A 19,853-nucleotide genomic window follows, 5' to 3' on the forward strand; every position below is an offset into this window, starting at 1 on the left:
ATACCCTTCCTCTACTAGGCGCGGCCAGCGTTATGGAGCCGTTCAGCGTGCCAGCGGACATGATCTCCGGCAAACGTGGACACGAAGAAATAGCTATGATCGTAGCCCTCCTGCAGACGCACGACACCCGGCTGGCGGCGGCTGGCCATCGCCTCTGCCAGCGCCTGTGGACGCAACAGGTCGATGAATTGGTCGCTCGTTCCCTGATCGATCAGGATGTCGCCCTTCCAGCCCTTCTCACCCAGGAGGATCGTCGCGTCATAATCCGCCCAGACCGCCTCGTCATCGCCCAGATAGGCCGAAAACTGTTTTCGCCCCCAGTCTGACTGGGTTGGATTGGCGATCGGTGCGAAGGCAGACAACGAGTGGAAAAGCCCGGGATTGCGCAGGGCAATCGTCAAAGCCCCGTGCCCGCCCATCGAATGCCCTGTAATGCCATGGGCACCGCTGAAAGGCTGAACCTTTGGCAGCTCTTGCCGCAGTTCATCGACCACATAGTCATACATGCGGAAATGCGGTTTCCAGGGAGCCTGCGTGGCATTCACATAGAATCCCGCGCCCTGCCCCAGATCATAGGCCTCGTCGTTGGCAACCTCTTCACCGCGCGGGCTGGTATCAGGAAACACCAGCGCCAGGCCATATTCCGCTGCATGCTCCTGAAACCCGCCCTTGGTCATGGCGTTCTCATGGGTGCAGGTCAGGCCCGACAGGTACCAGAGCACCGGCACAGGACCCTCTTCTGCGTCGGGCGGAAGATAGACCGCGAAAGTCATATCCACGCCGCAGGTGGCCGACCGGTGCTTGTAGACGGTCTGAACACCGCCGAAACACCTGTTCTCCGAGACAACATCCATTGCTCTTGCCCCTCCAAAAGCGTCAGTAAATGACGACGGAGCGGATGGATTCGCCGGCATGCATGAGGTCGAAGGCCTTGTTGATGTCGTCGAGCGGCATGGTGTGGGTGATCATCGGATCGATCTCGATCTTGCCATCCATGTACCAGTCGACGATCTTCGGCACATCCGTGCGCCCGCGCGCGCCGCCAAAGGCCGTGCCGCGCCAGGACCGGCCCGTCACCAGCTGGAACGGACGGGTCGAGATCTCCGCCCCCGCAGGCGCAACCCCGATGATGATCGATTCGCCCCAGCCCTTGTGCGCGCATTCAAGCGCCGTGCGCATCACCTTCACATTGCCCGTGGCATCAAAGGTGTAATCCGCACCGCCCTTGGTCAGGTTGACCAGATAGGCAACCAGATCGCCCTCCACTTCGGCAGGATTGACGAAATGGGTCATGCCGAACCGTTCCGCCATCGGAACCTTCGACGGGTTGAGATCCACGCCGACGATCATATCCGCGCCTGCAAGCCGCAGGCCCTGGAGAACATTCAGGCCAATGCCGCCCAGACCAAAGACGATCGCCTTGGAGCCGATCTCCACCTTGGCCGTGTTGATCACCGCGCCAATGCCCGTCGTCACGCCGCAGCCGATGTAGCAGACCTTGTCGAACGGCGCATCTTCGCGGATCTTCGCCAGTGCAATCTCGGGCACCACCGTGAAATTGGAGAAGGTCGAGGTGCCCATGTAATGCAGGATCGGATCCCCATCCAGCGTCGAGAACCGCGGCGTGCCATCCGGCATCAGGCCCTGCCCTTGCGTCGAGCGGATCGACTGGCACAGGTTGGTCTTCGGGTTGAGGCAGTATTCGCACTGGCGGCACTCGGGCGTATAAAGCGGGATCACGTGGTCGCCCGGCTTCAGACTGGTCACGCCCGGGCCAACCTCGACCACAACGCCCGCGCCTTCATGGCCCAGGATCGCCGGGAACAGGCCTTCCGGATCCGCTCCAGACAGCGTGAACTCGTCCGTGTGGCAAACGCCCGTCGCCTTGATCTCGACCAGAACCTCAAAGGCCTTCGGACCTTCAAGATTGACCGTCGTCACCTCAAGGGGCTTGCCCGCCCCAACCGCCAAAGCCGCTCTCGTCTGCATCAAAAAACTCCGGGTTTCCTCCGTCCGCCGCTACGTAATCCGGTGCAGCAGATCTGTTCTTCCGACTATAAGAGCGGGGTCAAAGCGGACAATTGCGACCTTGGTGTGGGTTTTGCCCCGTGCTCACCCGGTTCAAAATCCCTTCAGCCAGTCACGGGAGGTTAATGACAATGGCGCGCATGCTCCTCAATGCTCTGACCGCCGCCGCCCTCTTTGGCGCGGTCATACCGCAAGGCGTTCACGCTGCTGACTTTTCTGATCCCGGCTGGCCCTGCCAGCAGCGCAAGGTCGAGCGTTTGTCGCCTGGCCTGATGTGGCCTGGACTTATCCAGACAGAACCAAGTGGCAAGCTGAGTGAGGACGCGAAAACGCTGGCGGAAAAGCTGGCCCTGCGCCGGATCTCCGTTGAGGAGGCAGCCCCCCTTGTTGATGCTTTCCGCCTTGCCCATCCGGATGCGGATGAAGCGCTCATGACCCAGATCTTTCTGACTGTGTTCCAGAAACTCTCCGGTGACCGCAGCCGGATTATGTCGGGGATCGAGCGCTATTCGAAGAAACAGATCGCCTTGTCGGAGCGAATCGAAAAGGCACGCACGGAAATGTCGGCCTTGATGGCAAAGCCCGAACCGGATTATGACGCGGTCGACAAGCTCGAAGTTCAGATCGACTGGGACGAGCGCGTCTATACGGACCGCACCAAATCGCTGACCTATGTCTGTGAAACACCTGTTCTTCTGGAAAAGCGCCTCTATGCCCTGTCGAAATTGCTTCAGGAGCCGGCAGCCAACTGATTGCACTGCTTTGGCAGCCTATTCCCATTCCAGCTCGGAATAGGCCGCCGTTGCATTGCGCGGATTGTAGAGGTCGAAGAGCGCCCAGTTGGGCGCCTCGCTGCCGCCAATGTGCTGGGCAGCTGTGCTCAAGGGTTCCCCTGCCGCAATGGCCTTCCGGGTGTCACTGGCAAGCACGTCCAGATACCGGTGCAAGGGCTCAATCCCTCCCGGAGACCTCAACACCGGACCACCATGGCCCGGCACGAGGACAGAGACGGGTTCCCCCGCCAGCTCATCCAGAGCCTGCAGCCAGCCCTTGAGCGATCCATCCAGCGCAGGCGCGTGACGGTCGAACAACAGATCGCCGGTGAAAAGCGTTCCGGACGCACTCTCCAGAACGGTCAGGTCAGTGGGGCTATGCGCCAGAGGCCAGGCTTTCAGCTGGAGCTTCATCCCCCCCAGATCGATGTCCGGCAGAGAATCAAGTGCCGCTTCATCGGGCAGGATCACCCGCGTTCCAATGAAAGCAGGATCGCCAGTCAAACGCCCGAAAGAGGCAAGATAGGATCCGGCCCGGTCCTCAAACGCCCGGGCGAGGCCAGGATGGCCGACCACGCGGGCGCCAGCCTCCCGGAACACGGACGCGCCCAGAACATGGTCGGGATGCATATGCGTCAGAATCAGATGACTGACCGGCAAGTCCGTATGTTGCCGCAGGGCGCGGTAAAGCTGTTCGCCAGCCTGCCGGGAACCACCGGAATCAATCACCGCGACCGAGCTCTTCCCGATTACAAAACCGCTGTTGGACACATCACCAGCGTTGCCCGGTCCAGGTTCAGCAATAGCTCCCTCATGAACGAAAACACCGGGAGAAATTTCCGTCACATCAAGCGCTTTGCCCAAAGGGGCACAGACAGGTTCCCCCCGGACCTCCTGACGGCCTTCCGCAAAGATGCCCTCCGGCCAGATGGATGGAAGCTCCAACGCACGGGCAGCAGTCTCACAGGCCTTGAGATCGAGGGCCTCATGGCCGGGCAACAGAACCTGTCTGCAGACCGGTTCTTCCGCTTTTGCCGGGGCGGACGGGCCGTTTGCAGGCATAGAGGCAAGGCAGAGCATCACCACAATCTCAAACATGGCCGCCTAGCTCCCGTCCTTGCGCATCCTGCCTGTTCGGATCCCAACTTCCCGCTCCGGGGCAGCACAGGCAACATATCCGGAAGGCTGTATTCCCGTAGCGTCAACTTGGGCGTAGACTTCAGTGCTTAAAATGCATGCATTGGCTGGCAAAGGGCAGGCTCTGTCCCCGTGGGGTCTGCCCCCGCCAGGGGAGAATTCTCATGTCCAGATCATCGTCCGCGATCCTCCGCGCTGCCAAACCGCCTCTCATGCGGGCTGCCGCTGCTGCGGTCATTGTGCCAGCCCTCATGGCTGCGTCCGGCCTGGCGCTGGCTGAGACGAAGACACCTGCCGCCGGCAAATTATCAGCCATCCCTGCCGCCAAACAGGAGCCCGCAGCGCCACCTCTTCAACCCGGCAGCACCTGGGAGGATCTGAAGGCGGATATCCTGGGAGACCAGGCTCCGGCAGACGGCAGTGGTATCATTTCGGTCGGCGCCCCCTACCGTGCCAATGATGCAGCAACAGTTCCCATCGTGCTGTCCCAGCCCAGCGCTGCCGCCCCGCGTATTCTGTCCGCCAAGCTGATCATCGACGAGAATCCTGCGCCGGTTGCTGCCACCTTGACCTTCGGCGCCGCCATGCATCCTCTGGACATGGAGCTCAGGGTGCGGGTCAACCAGTATTCCAATGTGCGCCTTGTTGCCGATACGGAACAGGGACCGGTGATGACCGGCCGTTTCGTCAAGGCGTCCGGCGGATGTTCCGCGCCTGCGACACGCGATCCGCAGCTTGCCTTGTCGACGATGGGCGAAATCCGCGTCCGCAACTTCCCGCAGGCCGGAACGGCCGCAGCCATGTCCACACCAGAGGGACAGCGGCGGGAAACCCAGGTCATGATCCGGCACCCGAACTACTCGGGACTGCAGAGGGATCAGATCACCCAGCTCTTCATCGCCGCCCATTTCATCGACAAGCTGGACGTCTATCAGGGCGACGACTTGCTGTTCTCCATGGAGGGCGGCATTTCGATCAGCGAGAACCCGGTTTTCCGGTTCAGCTACACCGACAACGGCTCACCTGACCTGAAGGTCCATGTGGAAGATACGGAAGGCAACAGCTGGGAGAAGACACTGCCCAAGCAGGTTGAAGGATAACGCCAAGGCACCGGGGCTAAACCCGGGTTCCGCACCAGACCGCTCGGCACTCGTGTCCGCCAGAACCGGCTGACGGACAGAAACTCAAAAACAGACGATATCCGCTTCGGCCTGAGCGCGCCGCAGGTTGGCGACCAGTTCCTTCGCGCTTGCAGCCTGGGAGAAGATTGCCATGCGTTCGCCTCCGGTCTGGCGCATGGAAAGCACCGTCGCTGCCTCCACGTATTTGTCATAGGGCAGGATGGACGCGATCACATCGATGGAGCAGGAACAGCGGCGCAGCACATCACTGCTTTGCCCGTTGGTCGCCATGCAGCCGAAGACGTAGTCTGCCCGCGCTTCGGTTGGATAGTCATTCAGTTGATCCGCGACGGACGGTTTGGGCCCCGCAGCCAAGACGGCGGGTGTGTGAAGCATCACGAGGGAGACGAGCCCAGCGCCCAGCACCCTTCGCGTCCAAGCTGCCGTGTAGAAGCTCCCCCTAGCAGAATAGCTCCGCCGGGCAGAATGCCCGGCCGGAAGACCTAGTTTGCGGAGAACCCTCATTGCGTTGCCTCCTGTTTCACGGGGGTATCAGAGACGCCCTCGCCCTCCAGATGCAGGACCATGCTATAGACCGGCTCTTCCCCTCCGGTTGCAGGTGCTGTGGCGGAAAGGTCCAGATACCAGCCTGGCACGTCCTTTGAGACCGTCACCGTCAGGGCCAGATCTGCGAACCCCTGCATCCGGTCCCGGTTGGGATCCGACTTGAAAGGCCTCAGGGTCAGTTTCTGAACGTCGATATCCTTCCCCTGATAGGACTGGCTTGCCGTCTCAACCGGCACGGTCTCCAGGAGGGAGGCCTTGACCCTGTTGCGGATATAATAGGGGCTGCCGCCAGCTGTCGCTGCCATGTCACGCACAACAGTCTCGACGAAATAGAGGATCAGTGGATTGCCCACGGATGCAGGGAACTCTGCCAGCGTCCGGAACCGGCCGCTCTCCTCTCCCTTGGAAGCAAAGCGCAGCTCGGCCATATTGTCCGGCGCGAAAGCCAGACGGATGGTGCCGGAAGTCTTTTCACCGATGTCGGGCCGCCCCTTGGCCTCCGCCTGCTTGCTATAAGTCAGCATGACATTCCGGTCCAGGCCGTCGAGCGTCCCTTCCTTGAAGATCAGGTCATAAGTGGTGGTGTCCTTGACTTTATCACTGGACCCGGCCTGAAGCGGCCCGGCCATGACCCCAAGAACCAGGGAAAGACCGGCGAGACCGGCCAGAAGTTGGCGCGTCACACGGCGCATGATAGCAAATCCTCCCAGATGCATCTGGCACGGCGGCAAGGCCTCCCCCTTGCAAGCCATCGCCTGTCTGCCCAGTTCCGAGCCTATCCCCGCTGGTCCTTCTGTCACCGCAGACAAAGGTCGGCGTTGCAGGCCAGATGCAGGTCAAGCGGACTCTTCCTCGTCCTCTTCCTCTTCGCCCCTCTGGGAGGCTTTGCTGGTTTTCCAGTCGATCAGCGGCCTCAGGCGCGAGAGTTGCACCGGTTTGGTGAGAATGGTGAAATCATGCCGTTTGCTGTCTGCGGCAAGCGTTTCCTCACGGCTCGCGGTGATCATGATTGCGGGAATGTGGGCGCCGGTTTCCCGGCGCAGCGACAAAATAGTCTTGATGCCACTATCATCACCGTCGAGCTGATAGTCGGCCAGGATGATATCCGGCGCCATCCCCAGTTCACTGACCTGCGCCAGGGCCTCTGCTGTGGAGGACGCGGTCAAGACGCTGGCGCCCCAGCTTTCGACCTTTCGCGTGGTGGCAAAGAGAACATCCGGATTGTTCTCGACAATCAAGACAATGAGATCCAGGTCCTCCGCAGGTGAATCACTCTGATCAAGATCGCAGCAAGCATCCGGTTTTTCCTGAACCACCATCGGCAAGGTGATCGAGAAAACTGAGCCGATACCGGGCTTTGACCGCACGGACACGGGATGCCCGAGACGGCGGCAAGCCCGGTCGACGATCGACAGGCCCAGCCCCATGCCGAAGCCGGCACCGTCGGACGTGACGCGGGTAAATTCGGAAAAGACGCGGCGCTGATCCTTCTTGGAAATGCCGATCCCTGTGTCCCAGACCTCCAGAACAACCTTGTCCCCCCTGCGGCGGCAGCCAACCAGCACCCGGCCTCTCGAAGTGTACTGAATGGCATTGACGACGAGATTCTGGATCGACCGGCTTAGATACCGCTGGTCGCTGCGCACCCAAAGGCTGCTTGTAACGACATCGAGACGAAGGCCCTTTTCCTCCGCCAGTCCCGCATAGGCTTCCCGTGCTCCCGTCAGGAGGTCCCCGAGGCAGAAGTTCCCGATCGACATTTCCGTGCCAGTCGAATCCAGCCGCGAGATATCCAGAAGCGCCTGCAAGAGGCTCTCGATGGAGACGAATGAGCGGTCAAGCCGTTTGACAGTATCCCCGATCTGCAGATCTCCGGCATATTCGGAAAGATTTGAAATCAGGAGCTTAGCCGCATTGATGGGCTGAAGCAGATCATGACTGGCCGCAGCAAAAAACCGGGTCTTGGAACGCATCGCGTCTTCCGCCTGCTCCTTCGCGATCCGCAGTTGCTCATCAACACGCGCCTGCTCTTCATTCTTACGCTTCAGCCTCTCGTTGGCGCGCGTAAGTGCCAGGGTGCGCTCCTTCACTCTCTGTTCCAGGATATGGGTCGTATGGATCTCGGCGGTGATATCCATGACGTTCATGATGTAGCCCTTGTCGGGCAGCGCATGGATTTGAATATCCAGCGTTTCGCCGCTGAGATGCCGGAATTGCCTTCTCAAACCCTGGCCGGATTTGATTTGCTCCTCCCAAGCTCTTAATTCCAGGGGCTCGACAATGCTCGACAGCATATTGTTGCGGAAAATGAAGTCCAGGATCTGTGCAACGGCTGTTCCCTTCCGGACCAGCTGCACTGGCAAACGCAACAATTCCCTGAAACGGTCATTGTGGATGAGAAGAGATCCCTGTGCGGAGAAGGTGCAGACCCCCTGGGTCATGTGATCGAAGGCAGCCTGAACGAAGCGGGTCTGCTCGTCAATCAGCCGGTCCTTTTCAAAGCGGTTCTGACGGACGACGCTGGTGATCTCCGTGGAAAGGAGCACCATCTTGCGCTCGCTCGCCCGCTTGTGCGTGATCTGGAACCAGCGGTCGCCGCGCAACCCGAATACAGGCGGCACGATGGATCCATCCGCCCGCTCAACACCCATTCCCCGTGTCGCAGCCGGGCCTCCTGCAGAGGGATCCCAGATCACATCCTTGCTCTGATAGAGAGCCCCGAGATACTCTTCAATCCGGAGGCCGGGCACGATCATATCGGTGAGGTCAGGTACCAGATGCTTGAACTGGTCATTGCAGATCTCAAGTTCTGAATCGGAAAACAGCGCAAAGCCGCCTTCCATCGCCTCCATCGCATCGGCCAGATTGCGCTGTGTCTGTTCCCGGGCAAACTCGGCGATCCGGAGTTGATTGCTTGCCCGTCCAAGCGTATCCAGCGCCCGTTCCAGTTCCCGGTTTTTCTCCCAGACTTCCCCTTGCAGAGCGATGGCAGACTGGAACAGGGAATAGGCCGAGCCGCCGATATCATCTTCGCGCGTGGCCCGTTGGATCAGAGCATCGATGATCTTCGCCTGCCGCTCTATCTGAACTTCAAGTGGCTCCTGCGGATCAATCAAGACCCCCTCCTGAAACCGGCGGGTAGAAAGCTACTCCGACAAAGGTCTGGTTCACATGCACGCCCAGGTGCTGCTCGCCATAGGTATTGAAGCCCAGCACACTGTGCTTGCGCAAGATCTGAGAGGCATCCTCCACCAGATCATTCAGCTCGATCTCAAGCTTGCGCAGGAAACAATCGAAGCCGAGAATGAAATCAGGCTCCCGTCCCATCGAGGACGCCTGGCGCAGGCCGCTATCCAGCATCGAGAGGATTTCCGTGCCCTGGCCGAGGGTCAGGACAAGACCGTCGTCGATGGCTGAAAAGAACCACAGGCCTCCGCCCTCTTCCACCTGCTGGATCGCCCGTACATGCCAGCTGTTGCCGTTGCGCACGAGCACCGGATTTTCCGCAAAGATCTTAGGTGACAGGTCCTCGATCTTGCGGCCGACGCAACGGGCGTATTCCCTGGCCGCAGGCGCGCCATTGATCTCCAGAACCAGCCGCTCCTCAGGAACAGACCGCGTCACGACCATCCGGATCGGTGTCGGCACGAAGTGATCAAAGCCAAGCCCGCAGAACTCCAGGTTGGTTTCCAGCAGAAGCAGCAGCCCGGCATTCGTATGGGCTGCACCTCCGTGCAGAACAAAGGTCTCATCAAAGGCCAGACCGTGCCCGGCAGATCCGCCAAAGACCGGAATATTGGCAAGGCCCGCTTCCAGGGCAGAGACGAGAAGATCTTCCTGTTTGGAGAGGCCATCCGCGAAGACCAGCGCGACCCTTTTCCAATTTGCCGTTGGCCGGAAGCGAGCGGACAGGCACCGGGCCTGATTGGCAGCCTTCTCGATCGAGACCGGCTTCAACGGCTTGAACAGCGCCGACGAGCAACGGAAATGCTTCTTTGGAAAGGCAATGACAAACAGGGCTGAACTCTCGTAGCCCTTGCACGTGATCTGACCGGCGGTGCTGCACCCGAACACGGTAGTCCGGGGCAGCTGGAGGGCAAATTCTGCAGCGACATCCCGCGGATCCAGACTGTCCGGTACAAACACAAGCAGGAAACAAGCGGCAAGAGCATCCATGCCAGATGCGGCTTCAGCCACCGCCTCTGCCGCCGTTACGGCATAGGAAACCCCTACCTGCACCGTTTCCGGCGCAGCGCCCTGGCCGGTGTTGCCGGAGCGCGGCAGCCCCGGAGGAAAGAGGTTCATGTTCATACCAGCTTTACTAGCTCAGCAACGCACGGGCGTCGGACTCCGACATGGCAGGAAGCCCCGCCGAAAGGCTGGCGCTGCGGACAAGGACCGCCGCCTGGGTGCGGTTGTTGACCCCAAGACGCCGCAACAGAGCCGTGATGTGCGCCTTGACCGTCGCCTCGGCCAGAGACAGCTCATAGGCGATCTGCTTGTTGGGCTTGCCAGCGCAGATCAGCTTCATGATGCGGTTCTGCTGAGGGGTCAGTTCCGCAATCTTGTGAGCCACCTGCTGGGACGTCATTTCCTGGGCCGTGGTGCGCTTCGACGGGGTAAACCCTGGCGGCAGGAACCTGCGCCCTTCCCTCACATCCAGCAGCGCCTGCTGCAGGATTTTGTGGGTCGCGTCCTTGGGAATGAACCCCGCGGCTCCTGCGGACAGCAGTGCGCTAATGGTCTCGTCTGATGATTCCGCCGAAATCACCAGCACCGGCACGTCTGGCAGTTTACTGCGGACCTTCAGGAAGCCGCTCAGCCCCGTCACGTCAGGCAGCTTGAGGTCAAGCATGACAAGATCAGGCTGGAACCGTGTTCCCACCAGCCGCAGCCCTTCCTTCAGGGATGTGGCGGTTTTCACAGAACGCGAGCGGAACAGTTTCTCCAGCGTCGCGGCCAGCGCATCGCAATAAAGTGGATGGTCATCAATGACCAGAATGGACTTGATCACAAGCTGGTCTTGCGGATCGCCTTTTGTGCTCATCCGACGTCTCCTCCCTAGAGATCAAGGAGAGTAGCAAGCCAGAAAGGCAACGATCAAGACAAACCATTGAGACAACTATAGACGCGCGCGATAATTGCACGGAATATAATACCTTTGAATTAGCACCTCTTGCAGCGCACAAGAAAAACAGCGCTAATGCGAGATGGCATCAAAGTCCGGAAGCAAATAACTTTTCGAATACAAAACAAACAGATATCAAGACAGGCACAAAAAACCGCGGCATAATTCCACTTTGGATGGGGAAAGAAATTCGCAATCGCAGCAATTGTGGGATTTTTTGTCCCCCCTGATCATGCCGCCAGTCTGCCGCACATGCATTCCTGCGAAGACTTCGGATCAGGAAACTTCCGGGAAGTGTTTTCCAGGAATCTTGCAGGAGGACCCGCCGGGGCCTTCGGCTTACCAATTCACCTTCCCGCCAGTGCCATGCCTGTTGCGGACGGCGGCGTTTCCCGCCGCCCGCTTTCGATGATCTTTTCGGATCAGTCCTTCAAGGCCGCGACCACAATGATCTCGACCTTATAGTCCGGCGTTGCCAGAGCGGATTCGCCGGTTGCACGGGCCGGAGCGTTCTGCGGATCGACCCAGGCGTCCCAAACAGCATTCATCTCGGCAAAATCGCCCATATCGGCCAGCCAGATGGTGGCGTTCAGCAGACGGGATTTGTCGGTACCGGCGCGGGCCAGAAGAGCGTCAATGTTCGCCAGCACGGCCTTGGTCTGCTCGGTCACGCTTTCGCCCGGCGCTCCGACCTGGCCTGCCAGCCAGACCAGGCCGCCATGGATCACGGCCTGGCTCATGCGCGGGCCCTTGTCGAGACGGGTGATTTCAGTCATTGGGAATCCTTTCCTGTCGGGAGGTCTGACCCGTCTGGCCAGACACGCCTCAGTCCGGCTTGATAGCCTTGGCGGCAAGAGAACGCCATCGGGATTTTGTCTTTTCAAGCCGCCCGGGAACCGGACCAGACCCTCCCCAAGCGCTGCCCGCCTTCCCCAAACGGGGCCACAAGTGCTACCAGCAGCAGGACGATCCCACTCACCGGAAACAGGCAGTCATGGCTGACAGACCCCGCTCAAGGCTGACATTGGCCCAGTTGCAGGCTCTCAATGCGGTTGTTGAGACCTCCAGCTTTTCCCTGGCCGCAAAGGCGCTGGGCATCGCGCAACCGTCCGTCTCCAATCACATCCAGGCGCTTGAAAACCGGTTCAAGGCCCGTTTGATTGTCCGTGATGGGCATAGTGCCCGGCCCTCTCCCGCTCTCTCGGCCTTACTGCCGCGGATCAGGGCCTTGCTGAGCCTTGCCAATGACCTTGAGGCTGAGCTTCTGGACCAGAGCCAGGGCAGCAAGGGGCAGCTGCGGATCGGCTACTCCGCCTTCCAGCTTGCCATCCCTCAAATCTCCGCTTTCATGAATGACTATCCGGGGATCTCCATTGAGGCGCTGTCGGCGGCGAGTGCCGATCTCCTGATCATGCTGGAGGCCGGCAAGATCGACGTCGCTTTCATCACCGCCCGCGCGCTGCCAACCGGCCTGTCTGGCTTGAAGCTGTGCGCCACCAAAGTCGTTCTGGCCGTGCCAACGGACCATGACCTTGCGCTGCAGCCGTTTCTCGACTGGAAGACTGTGGCGGGCCTGCCCCTGATCCAGCGGGAAAAATCTTCGGGCACGCGCCAGATCTTTGAGGCAGCGGCAACAGTTGCCGGTGTTGAGCCGGAAACGATTCTGTCTCTCGGCTCCTGGGAATCCATCTGCGCCATGATCGCAAGCGGCCTGGGTTTCGGGGTGGTTCTGGACGTGGAGCTTTCTCCCGCAGATCCTTTCAAGGGCATTCCAATTCCCGACTCCAATCTGGCCGCGGCCCATTATGCGGTCTGCCTGCCGGATATGGCCAAGGTCGCAGCTGTGGAAGCGTTCCTGTCACATCTGCCGAGGGCGGAGAGTTAAGACGCCGTTCAAACCCTTCTCTCATTGATCGAGCAGTTTGCAAGCCGGTGGGAAATCACCGCGGATAGACGGTATTGGTTCGTGTCTTCTTGGCCGCACTAAAACAAGCACCTGCAAACCTTAATGTAAGTTGACAGTCTTTGCCAATTTCTGTCATCCTAATGAGAAGGAGATAGAGCCATGGCAACAATGAATGTGTCCTTGCCCGATCCGATGAAGGACTGGGTGGAAGCACAAACGGCAACAGGGCGTTACGCAAACGCGAGCGATTATGTCCGCGATCTGATCCGCCGCGATCAGGAACGTGCTGACAAGATTTCGGCTCTGCAGAAGCTGGTGGCCGAAGGACTTGAAAGCGGCATAAGCGATCGGTCGATGACCGATATTTTGATGGCTGTCCGCGCGCAGACAGGAACCGCCCGCTCTTCAGATGACATATAAACTGTCCCGGAAAGCGGCTGAAGATATTGCAAACATCTATATCGAAGGTGTTGCCGCCTTCGGTCTTGCCCAAGCTGAAAAATATCATGCGGAGATGGAAACAACATTCGAGCTGCTGGCTGACAATCCGCAAATTGCCCGCCACCGGCACGAGATTGACCCGCCCGTCCGTATTCATCCGTTCAGGTCACATATCGTCATTTACTTGATTGATGAGGAAGGTGATGTACTGATCGTCCGCGTTCGCCACGGCCGCGAAGATTGGCAGGAGAGCCCGGCAGACTAGCCAGACGCGATCCACTCTGTCCTGCCCCGTCCACCGGCAGACCTGATGATGACCGCGGAGGAACCTCTGCACCGCTTAGCTGCCTGATCCCCGCCTCTGAACACATCGTTTCCGGATCTTCCGCCCATGACCGACCAGCTTCCGGACCAGCCCCCCTCTGTTCAATGCGCCAAAGGCCGCTTTGCCCGGCTTTCCGGCGCTCTTGAGAGCGTGGCAGCCGCCCTTCTGATCGCGCTGCTTCTGTTTCAGGTCCTGGTCGTGGCGCTGCGCTATGTCTTTTCCTATGGCACACCCTGGGCCCTGGATCTTCTCACCTACCTGTTCTTTCTGGCAACCATTGCCCCGGCCCCGGCTCTCCTGATCGCTGACGGCAGCGTGCGGGTGGATGTGTTCTACGCCAGATGGAGTGATCAGCACCGGGCCCTTGCCGACCGCATTGCTCTTCTGTTTCTGCTTTTTCCGGCCATGGCATGGGCCACCTGGGTGTCGCTGCCGGAAACCATCAGCTCCTTCAAGGTGCTGGAAGCCTCGCCAAGCGTGGGCGGACTGCCCGGCTATTTCCTGCTGAAGGGGGCCATGACCGCCTTCTTCGCCAGCCTCGCCCTGACCGCGCTCGTCCTTGGCCTCAAGCGGCGTCCCTACCGGCGGGAAGCGCCATGAGCAGCGCGCTCCTGATCTTTCTCGGCGTGCTTTTGACCGGCGGCATTCTCTCCGGCGCGCCGGTGGGTTTCGTCCTTTTGGGCGCGCCGGTTCTGACGGCCTGCCTCGGTGCCATGCTTGGCCATTTCGACATGGCCTTTCTTGCCGCCTTTCCCGCGCGGGCCTTCGGTGTCCTGGTCAATCCCATCTTCATGGCCCTGCCGCTGTTCGTGCTGATGGGCGGGCTCCTGGAACGCTCGGACATGGCAAAGCGGATGATGCTGGCGGCAGGGGCTCTTTTTGGCGAGCGCCGGGGCGGCATCGCCTATGCGGTGATCATTGTCGGGGCGCTGCTCGCCGCCTCCACCGGGGTTATCGGTGCCACCATCTTCATGCTCGGGCTGATCGCCCTGCCCGCCATGTCGGATGCGGGCTATTCGCCGCGCCTGTCCGCAGGCGTCATCTGCGCGTCGGGGTCTCTCGGCCAGATCATTCCACCGTCGATCCTGCTGATCCTGCTGACCGATCAGGTCTCCAACGCCTATCAGGCCGGGCAAAGGGCGGCAGGCGCCTTTTCACCCGAACCGGTGTCCACTGGCGCAGTCTTTGCCGGAGCGATCCTGCCCGGGCTCGTGCTGGTGCTGTTCTATCTGGCTTATACGGCGGTCAATGCCTGGCTGAACCCTGAAACCTGCCCGCCGGTGCCGCGGCAAACCCTTTCAACCCAGCAGGAAGGCCCTGTTTCAGGCCCGGCAAACCTCAAGCCCCTGCTGCTTCCGCTGGTTTTGATCCTGCTGGTCCTCGGCTCCATTCTCGGCGGCGTGGCAACGGCTACCGAAAGCGCGGCACTGGGGGCTGCCGGTGCACTGATCATGGTGGCGCTCGACCGGGGCGGACAGGCCCGCTGGCAAAGACATTTGCTTCAGTCGGCGATCCCAGCCGCCGTGGCCCTTGTTCTTCTGAAATTCCATGGCGGCTCTGGCGCCATGCCCCGGCTGTTCGGCCTTGGCGCTTCCGCCTTCGCCATTCTGTGCGCGGGCATCAGTCTCGCGGTCTGGCAGGAACTGCGCCGGGGCGATCTTCTGGCGGTCTCCCGCGACACGGCCCGGATGGTCACAATGATGATCCTGATCGTTCTGGGAGCGGCCATGCTGTCGCTGGTGTTCCGCGGTCTTGAGGGCGACCGGATGGTGGAGGATTTACTGCAGGGGTTGCCCGGAGGAAGCGGCACCGCGCTTCTCGCCGTCATGGCGGTCATCTTCCTGCTCGGCTTCATCATCGAATACGTCGAGATCATCTTCATCGTCGTGCCGGTCGCCGGGCCGCCGTTGATGGCCGCCGGTATCGATCCCGTCTGGTTCGCGATCCTGATCAGCATGAACCTGCAGATGAGCTTCCTGACACCGCCCTTCGGCTATGCCCTGTTCTATTTCCGCAAGGTCGCCCCGCCGGAACTGAAAACCTCCGCGATCTACGCCGGCATCCTGCCCTTCATCCTGCTGCAAATGGCCGCCCTCGGCCTCGTCGCCCTCTTCCCCGGCCTCGCCACCTTTCTGCCCAAGCTGCTTTACGGCTAGGCATCCAAGCTGCCATTTGTGGTGCGGGAGCAGGAGGTGGGCAAAGTCCTCGCGGTCCTATCCGCGAATTAGCGGGACCTCGCAGTTTTGATGATCTTGAGCCAGATCTGCAGCCACGCAGCGCGAGGCCCCGAGACCGGACATCTATCCTCCGCGAAGAGTGCAGATTGGCGGTGGCTATCGTTGGGCGATGGCTGTTTCGGCTTTAGAAACTAGCGAAACGGACATCCGCAGTTAATGCGGCGCAAAGTCGCTTCCGTGACAGCTGCGCGTTATGCAGCTATTAGCTGCAAAAGGAAGCGCGCGGCGGCTAAATCTTACGCGGACTGCCCACAGCGTAGATTTCCGGCGGAACGGCTCCTGGCAGGGGCATTGTTATGGCCATTGTTTGCCCGGAAAGGCTATCATTTTGGGCAGCTCACAATGCTCCAAAATCGAGTCCCCAATCCCACCTTGCCGTCTTGCCGGGCAGCTGATCTGTTTTCGGATCCAGGCTGAAAACGGCGCGGCCAAGGGCTTGGCGGCGCTGGTATCTTGATCAAGGCACCAGAGCGTCTCTGTTTGGCGGCAAACGCCCGGTTTTTCCTCTGCCCCGCCGCCGTTTTCCGTGTTCTCCGCTCCCTCTCGGTCAGTTCGCCACCACTGGGACCAAAGGCGAACACTCGAAAGAAACCCTTAACGCTTGTAGAACACACTGTGAACAGGTATGGTACGTTCCTGATTTGTACTATCGCCGCAGTGGAGATCACCGGGCATGCTGACGCGCAAGCAATACGAACTGCTGATGTTCATTCATGAGAGATTAAAGGAAACCGGCGTGCCGCCGTCCTTTGATGAAATGAAGGACGCGCTCGATCTCAGATCCAAGTCCGGCATTCACCGGTTGATCACCGCCCTGGAAGAGCGTGGCTTCATCAAGCGCCTGCCGAACCGGGCCCGCGCGATGGAAGTGATCCGCCTGCCGGACTCCATTGCCCCTGGCCTTGCCACACCGCCCGCCCGCGGCTCCTTCTCTCCTGAGGTCATCGAAGGGGATCTTGGCAAGGCGCCTGCCAAGACACCGCCCCCGCCGCCGGTCGAGGTGTCCTCGGGTGTTGAGATTCCAGTCATGGGCCGCATTGCCGCCGGTGTTCCGATCGAGGCGATCCAGACCCACAGCCATTCCATCACCGTTCCGCCGGAACTCATCGGCAAGGGCGAGCACTACGCCCTTGAAGTGCGCGGCGATTCCATGATCGAGGCCGGTATTCTGGATGGGGACACGGTTCTGATCCGCCGCACGGACACCGCCGACAGCGGCGATATCGTCGTGGCGCTGGTCGATGGCGAGGAAGCCACCTTGAAGCGCCTGCGCAAGAAAGGGGCCTCCATCGCCCTGGAAGCTGCCAACCCGGCCTATGAAACCCGCATATTCGGTCCCGGCCGTGTGCGCGTTCAGGGCCGTCTCGTCGCCCTGTTCCGCCAATACTGATCCGCCAATACTGATCCTCTGTACCGGGCAGTTGCTCCCGGGCACCTCAAGAATGAGCGGCCGGGAGCTGCGCCATCATCAGATGCCTCTCATCTGTGCCATGGGCGCGGTGGCCTCGTCTTGGCTCCGGTCCAGGCTGAGAGAGTGGTTTTCACCCGCAAAGGCCGCTCCCCGCCAGTGGCAGGACCTGCGCCCAATGCCGGATCTTTTTGTGTATTTTCGCGGGCACCGGTCACGCCTCCGGGCCGCTCCAGGCTGTCTGTAACCTGTGAGTCTTTGAGCCAGAAAGACAGTGCCCCAATTTCGAGCCGGTCAGAGCCGCCGATCACCAGCGGGACGGCGCAGTCAGACGGAACATCCAGCGCCGTCACGATGATATCCGCAAACAGGCAATCGAGTTCCAGCGCCTCCGGCGTTTTCGGCAAGGCCACTCGCAAGGGCTGCCGCAAAACCAAATCCGATTCGGAATCTGAAGAAGCCGGATTAGACCGCTGTTTTCGAACGTTTATTCTACCCACCCCCTCCCCCTGTCCTGAAACGCCTGGTCCAATCCCGAACAGCGACATAAGCATGCCGCCCCAGTTCCGTTCCGGACCCGTGGGATCAGGCCCATAGGCCAGATAGACACAGCCCGTCTCATCGCAGGCGGCCTGATCCGCTGCCATCTTTCGTGATTTCAGCCCCTCGGGCGATACTCCTTCTGCCTGAAGCCACATCTCTCCGGCAAAGCTCGCCCTTACCGACGATAATCTCAGAACGCCTTCCGCATCTCTTGCGGCAATCACCCCGCCAAGGTCCGCAATTTGTATGTCCGCCGGCCTTTCCCATGAGAGCCCCACCCACCCGGCGCAAATAAGTGCAACAGCACCAAAACGCCACCTGCCACGTGTCAGCAGCAGCCAGAACAGACCAGTGGTCAGGAACAGGGTCGCCAGGGCCCCGGGCGGTATCAGGGCGCCTTTGCCGTCATCCAGCGCCTCAGTCCAGGCCGCCACGGCCAGCAGCATGGAGAGGCCCTTGTCCATGACGAAGAGCGGCAGCGCGGAGAGGCCGAACGGCATCAGCACCAGCGAAAGAACGCCCATGGGCATGATGACAAGCGACACCAGCGGCATGCCAAGGAGGTTGCCGATCATTCCATAGGACGCAATCCGCCCGAAGTGATGCGCGCCGATGATGCCGGTCGCAAGGCCCGCTATGGCCGTTGTCGCCAGAACCCCGCCGCCCCAGAGAAGCGGCGTCAGCGCCAGCCTCACCGCAAGGCTTGTCTCATGTGCGTGCCCTGTTCTCATCAGGGTCCGGAGCCGGCTTTCCGACCAGCGGCCATAAACGGCAATCAGGCAGATCACCGAAGCGAAGGACATCTGGAAACCTGGATGGAACAATTGCTCCGGCCGGGCCAGGAGCAGTGTGATGCCCGCAAGAGCGACACTGTGCAGGGTCAGCCCGCGCCGGGCGGTGAGAATGCCGATGAACACCAGCGAGATCATGATAAAGGCCCGCTGGGTGGAGACGGACGCCCCGGACAGAAGCAGATAGAATGCCGCAGCCATAAGCGCGGCACTAGCCGCAATCTTGTGTAAGGGAAGCCGTAGCGCCAGCGGCTCGAACAAGGCCAGCAGCAAGAGCAGAGCCGTATAGGCCCCTCCGGCGAACAGAGCCATGTGAAGGCCCGAGATGGCCAGCACATGGGCCAGCCCGGCGGCCCTCAGGCTCTCCTCTGCCTGTTCTGACAGACCTGCCCGTTCCCCCACAAGCAGAGCGACCGCCAGTTCCGCAGGGTCGCCCGGCGGCAATGTGCGGCGGATTTTTGCGGCGAGCAATTGCCTCAGGTCATCCAGCTCCCGCCGGAAACCGAAACCTGCCTGTTGCGCCTCAATCTCCGGCTTGCCATAGGAAAATCCGGTCGCGCCGATCCCGGAAAAATAGGCGGTGAAGGAAAAGTCGTAGCCCCCCGGACGGATGGGAGAGGACGGCGGGAAGAGACGGGCCTTCAGCCGCACATGATCCCCCGCCCTGGCGCCGCTCTCTTGCGGAGCGGAGACACGGATCCGCGCTGGAATGACCGGGCCGCGACGCTGAGGCCCTGGCGGCGCCATGCGCCCGCGATTACCCGCCTGAAGAACATCGATGATCAGGCGGGGGCCGGAAGCGGCCTGTTCGCGTTCCGCGACGATGCCGCTGATCTCCAGGGTCCGGGCCGCCTCCAGCTTCGGCGCGGCCACAAGAGCGGTGCGCAGAGTTCCCGCAGTAAAGCCTGCGGCAAACCAGAGACTGAGCACCACCGCAAGGCTGAAACCCCGCGAGCGGTCACGCCAGGCAGCCCAGAGGCCAAGCGCCAGCGCGGCGCCTATAACCGCCAGCGCGGACGGCTCTTCGGGCAAGGAGAAATAAGCCAGTATTCCGGATGCCAGAGCGAAACCACCCCAGAGCAGCCCCTGCTCTTCCCTGAGCCGTCCTTCCCGCAAAGCCTTAGGCGCGCGATAGGGGGCGTTCTCATGGTCCCGCTTTGCTGGCGCAAAGCCGTAAGCCTCCGGACGGGTCCAGTTCGGCCGTTCAAAACCAAGCCGTGTCTCTTTCCCGCGGGCTATTAAAGTTCCGGTATCAGAAGTTGAGACCGCGCCAGCTGACGGCGTGTCATCTTTGGGGCCTTGCGCTGCTCCGGCGGACGCTGGGGTATCAGGCTCCTGCCTGCCCTTGCGTCCCAGTCCCCGGCCCGCCCGCTGCCCCGGCTCCTTCCGATCAGGTCCCGATCCGGACCTGTCCCCCGTGCCGGCCAAGGCGAAAACCCTCCCCGGGT

General features: G+C 60.8%; 18 protein-coding genes. 8 read left to right on the forward strand and 10 right to left on the reverse strand.

All coding sequences use genetic code 11. The features are described 5' to 3' along the window. Positions 1-14 precede the first annotated feature (14 nt). Together fghA and IG616_RS05720 are read right to left on the reverse strand one after the other, a co-directional pair. Positions 15-854 carry an S-formylglutathione hydrolase gene (gene fghA, locus IG616_RS05715; RefSeq protein ID WP_192147161.1) on the reverse strand — a complete coding sequence of 280 codons (840 nt, stop codon included), beginning with the start codon at positions 852-854 and terminating at the stop codon, positions 15-17. 22 nt (positions 855-876) lie between these two features. After that, the gene (locus IG616_RS05720; RefSeq protein WP_192147162.1) at positions 877-1,989 is read right to left on the reverse strand and encodes an S-(hydroxymethyl)glutathione dehydrogenase/class III alcohol dehydrogenase; all 1,113 of its coding nucleotides are present in this window, start codon (positions 1,987-1,989) and stop codon (positions 877-879) included. A gap of 170 nt (positions 1,990-2,159) precedes the next feature. Here IG616_RS05720 and IG616_RS05725 point away from each other — a divergent pair, with 170 nt between their 5' ends. Then, positions 2,160-2,780, forward strand: coding sequence for a hypothetical protein (locus IG616_RS05725; RefSeq protein ID WP_209007300.1), 621 nt, complete (start codon positions 2,160-2,162; stop codon positions 2,778-2,780). An 18-nt stretch (positions 2,781-2,798) separates the two neighbouring features. Here the strand turns inward: IG616_RS05725 and IG616_RS05730 are convergent, their stop codons facing one another. Continuing rightward, positions 2,799-3,899, reverse strand: coding sequence for a quinoprotein relay system zinc metallohydrolase 2 (locus IG616_RS05730; protein WP_192147163.1), 1,101 nt, complete (start codon positions 3,897-3,899; stop codon positions 2,799-2,801). Between the two features lie 203 nt (positions 3,900-4,102). On the opposite strand from IG616_RS05730, the gene IG616_RS05735 reads away from it, so the two are divergent. Next, the gene (locus tag IG616_RS05735) at positions 4,103-5,038 is read left to right on the forward strand and encodes a quinoprotein dehydrogenase-associated SoxYZ-like carrier (RefSeq protein ID WP_246476122.1); all 936 of its coding nucleotides are present in this window, start codon (positions 4,103-4,105) and stop codon (positions 5,036-5,038) included. An 84-nt stretch (positions 5,039-5,122) separates the two neighbouring features. On the opposite strand, the gene IG616_RS05740 is transcribed toward IG616_RS05735, so the two are convergent. The 6 genes from IG616_RS05740 to IG616_RS05765 form a co-directional block, all read right to left on the reverse strand. Next, the gene (locus IG616_RS05740; protein ID WP_209007318.1) at positions 5,123-5,455 is read right to left on the reverse strand and encodes a hypothetical protein; all 333 of its coding nucleotides are present in this window, start codon (positions 5,453-5,455) and stop codon (positions 5,123-5,125) included. Positions 5,456-5,580: 125 nt separating this feature from the next. Then, entirely contained in the window at positions 5,581-6,318 is a 738-nt protein-coding gene (locus IG616_RS05745; protein WP_192147165.1) for a hypothetical protein, read from the reverse strand. 144 nt (positions 6,319-6,462) lie between these two features. Then, the gene (locus tag IG616_RS05750; RefSeq protein ID WP_192147166.1) at positions 6,463-8,742 is read right to left on the reverse strand and encodes a hybrid sensor histidine kinase/response regulator; all 2,280 of its coding nucleotides are present in this window, start codon (positions 8,740-8,742) and stop codon (positions 6,463-6,465) included. Further along, entirely contained in the window at positions 8,735-9,931 is a 1,197-nt protein-coding gene (locus IG616_RS05755; RefSeq protein ID WP_192147167.1) for an FIST N-terminal domain-containing protein, read from the reverse strand. The genes IG616_RS05750 and IG616_RS05755 overlap by 8 nt, the downstream gene beginning before the upstream one ends. Positions 9,932-9,947: 16 nt before the next feature. Next, a complete protein-coding gene (locus IG616_RS05760; RefSeq protein WP_192147168.1) occupies positions 9,948-10,673 on the reverse strand; it encodes a response regulator in 726 nt (241 codons plus the stop codon). Positions 10,674-11,176: 503 nt separating this feature from the next. After that, positions 11,177-11,530 (reverse strand): RidA family protein, encoded by a 354-nt coding sequence (locus IG616_RS05765; RefSeq protein ID WP_192147169.1) that lies wholly within the window; start codon positions 11,528-11,530, stop codon positions 11,177-11,179. Between the two features lie 218 nt (positions 11,531-11,748). Between IG616_RS05765 and IG616_RS05770 the strand changes: the two genes are divergently transcribed. The 6 genes from IG616_RS05770 to lexA all read left to right on the forward strand — a co-directional run bounded on the left by IG616_RS05770 (position 11,749) and on the right by lexA (position 17,053). Beyond that, positions 11,749-12,639 (forward strand): LysR family transcriptional regulator, encoded by an 891-nt coding sequence (locus IG616_RS05770; RefSeq protein ID WP_192147170.1) that lies wholly within the window; start codon positions 11,749-11,751, stop codon positions 12,637-12,639. 180 nt (positions 12,640-12,819) lie between these two features. Then, positions 12,820-13,080 (forward strand): type II toxin-antitoxin system ParD family antitoxin, encoded by a 261-nt coding sequence (locus tag IG616_RS05775; RefSeq protein WP_192147171.1) that lies wholly within the window; start codon positions 12,820-12,822, stop codon positions 13,078-13,080. Further along, positions 13,070-13,366: a type II toxin-antitoxin system RelE/ParE family toxin gene (locus tag IG616_RS05780; protein WP_192147172.1), complete on the forward strand. Its 297-nt coding sequence runs from the start codon at positions 13,070-13,072 to the stop codon at positions 13,364-13,366. Before IG616_RS05775 ends, IG616_RS05780 begins: the two co-directional genes overlap by 11 nt. A 126-nt stretch (positions 13,367-13,492) precedes the next feature. After that, positions 13,493-14,026, forward strand: a complete 534-nt coding sequence (locus tag IG616_RS05785; RefSeq protein ID WP_192147173.1) for a TRAP transporter small permease subunit — start codon at positions 13,493-13,495, stop codon at positions 14,024-14,026. Next, positions 14,023-15,582, forward strand: a complete 1,560-nt coding sequence (locus IG616_RS05790; RefSeq protein ID WP_192147174.1) for a TRAP transporter large permease — start codon at positions 14,023-14,025, stop codon at positions 15,580-15,582. The genes IG616_RS05785 and IG616_RS05790 overlap by 4 nt, the downstream gene beginning before the upstream one ends. 754 nt (positions 15,583-16,336) lie before the next feature. Beyond that, complete coding sequence (gene lexA / locus IG616_RS05795) at positions 16,337-17,053, forward strand: transcriptional repressor LexA (protein WP_192147175.1); 717 nt, start codon at positions 16,337-16,339, stop codon at positions 17,051-17,053. Between the two features lie 89 nt (positions 17,054-17,142). Here the strand turns inward: lexA and IG616_RS05800 are convergent, their stop codons facing one another. Next, entirely contained in the window at positions 17,143-19,833 is a 2,691-nt protein-coding gene (locus IG616_RS05800) for a ComEC/Rec2 family competence protein (RefSeq protein ID WP_192147176.1), read from the reverse strand. Between the last annotated feature and the right edge of the window lie 20 nt (positions 19,834-19,853).

Source organism: Roseibium litorale (genome assembly GCF_014842915.1).
Classification (GTDB): Bacteria; Pseudomonadota; Alphaproteobacteria; order Rhizobiales; family Stappiaceae; genus Roseibium; species Roseibium litorale.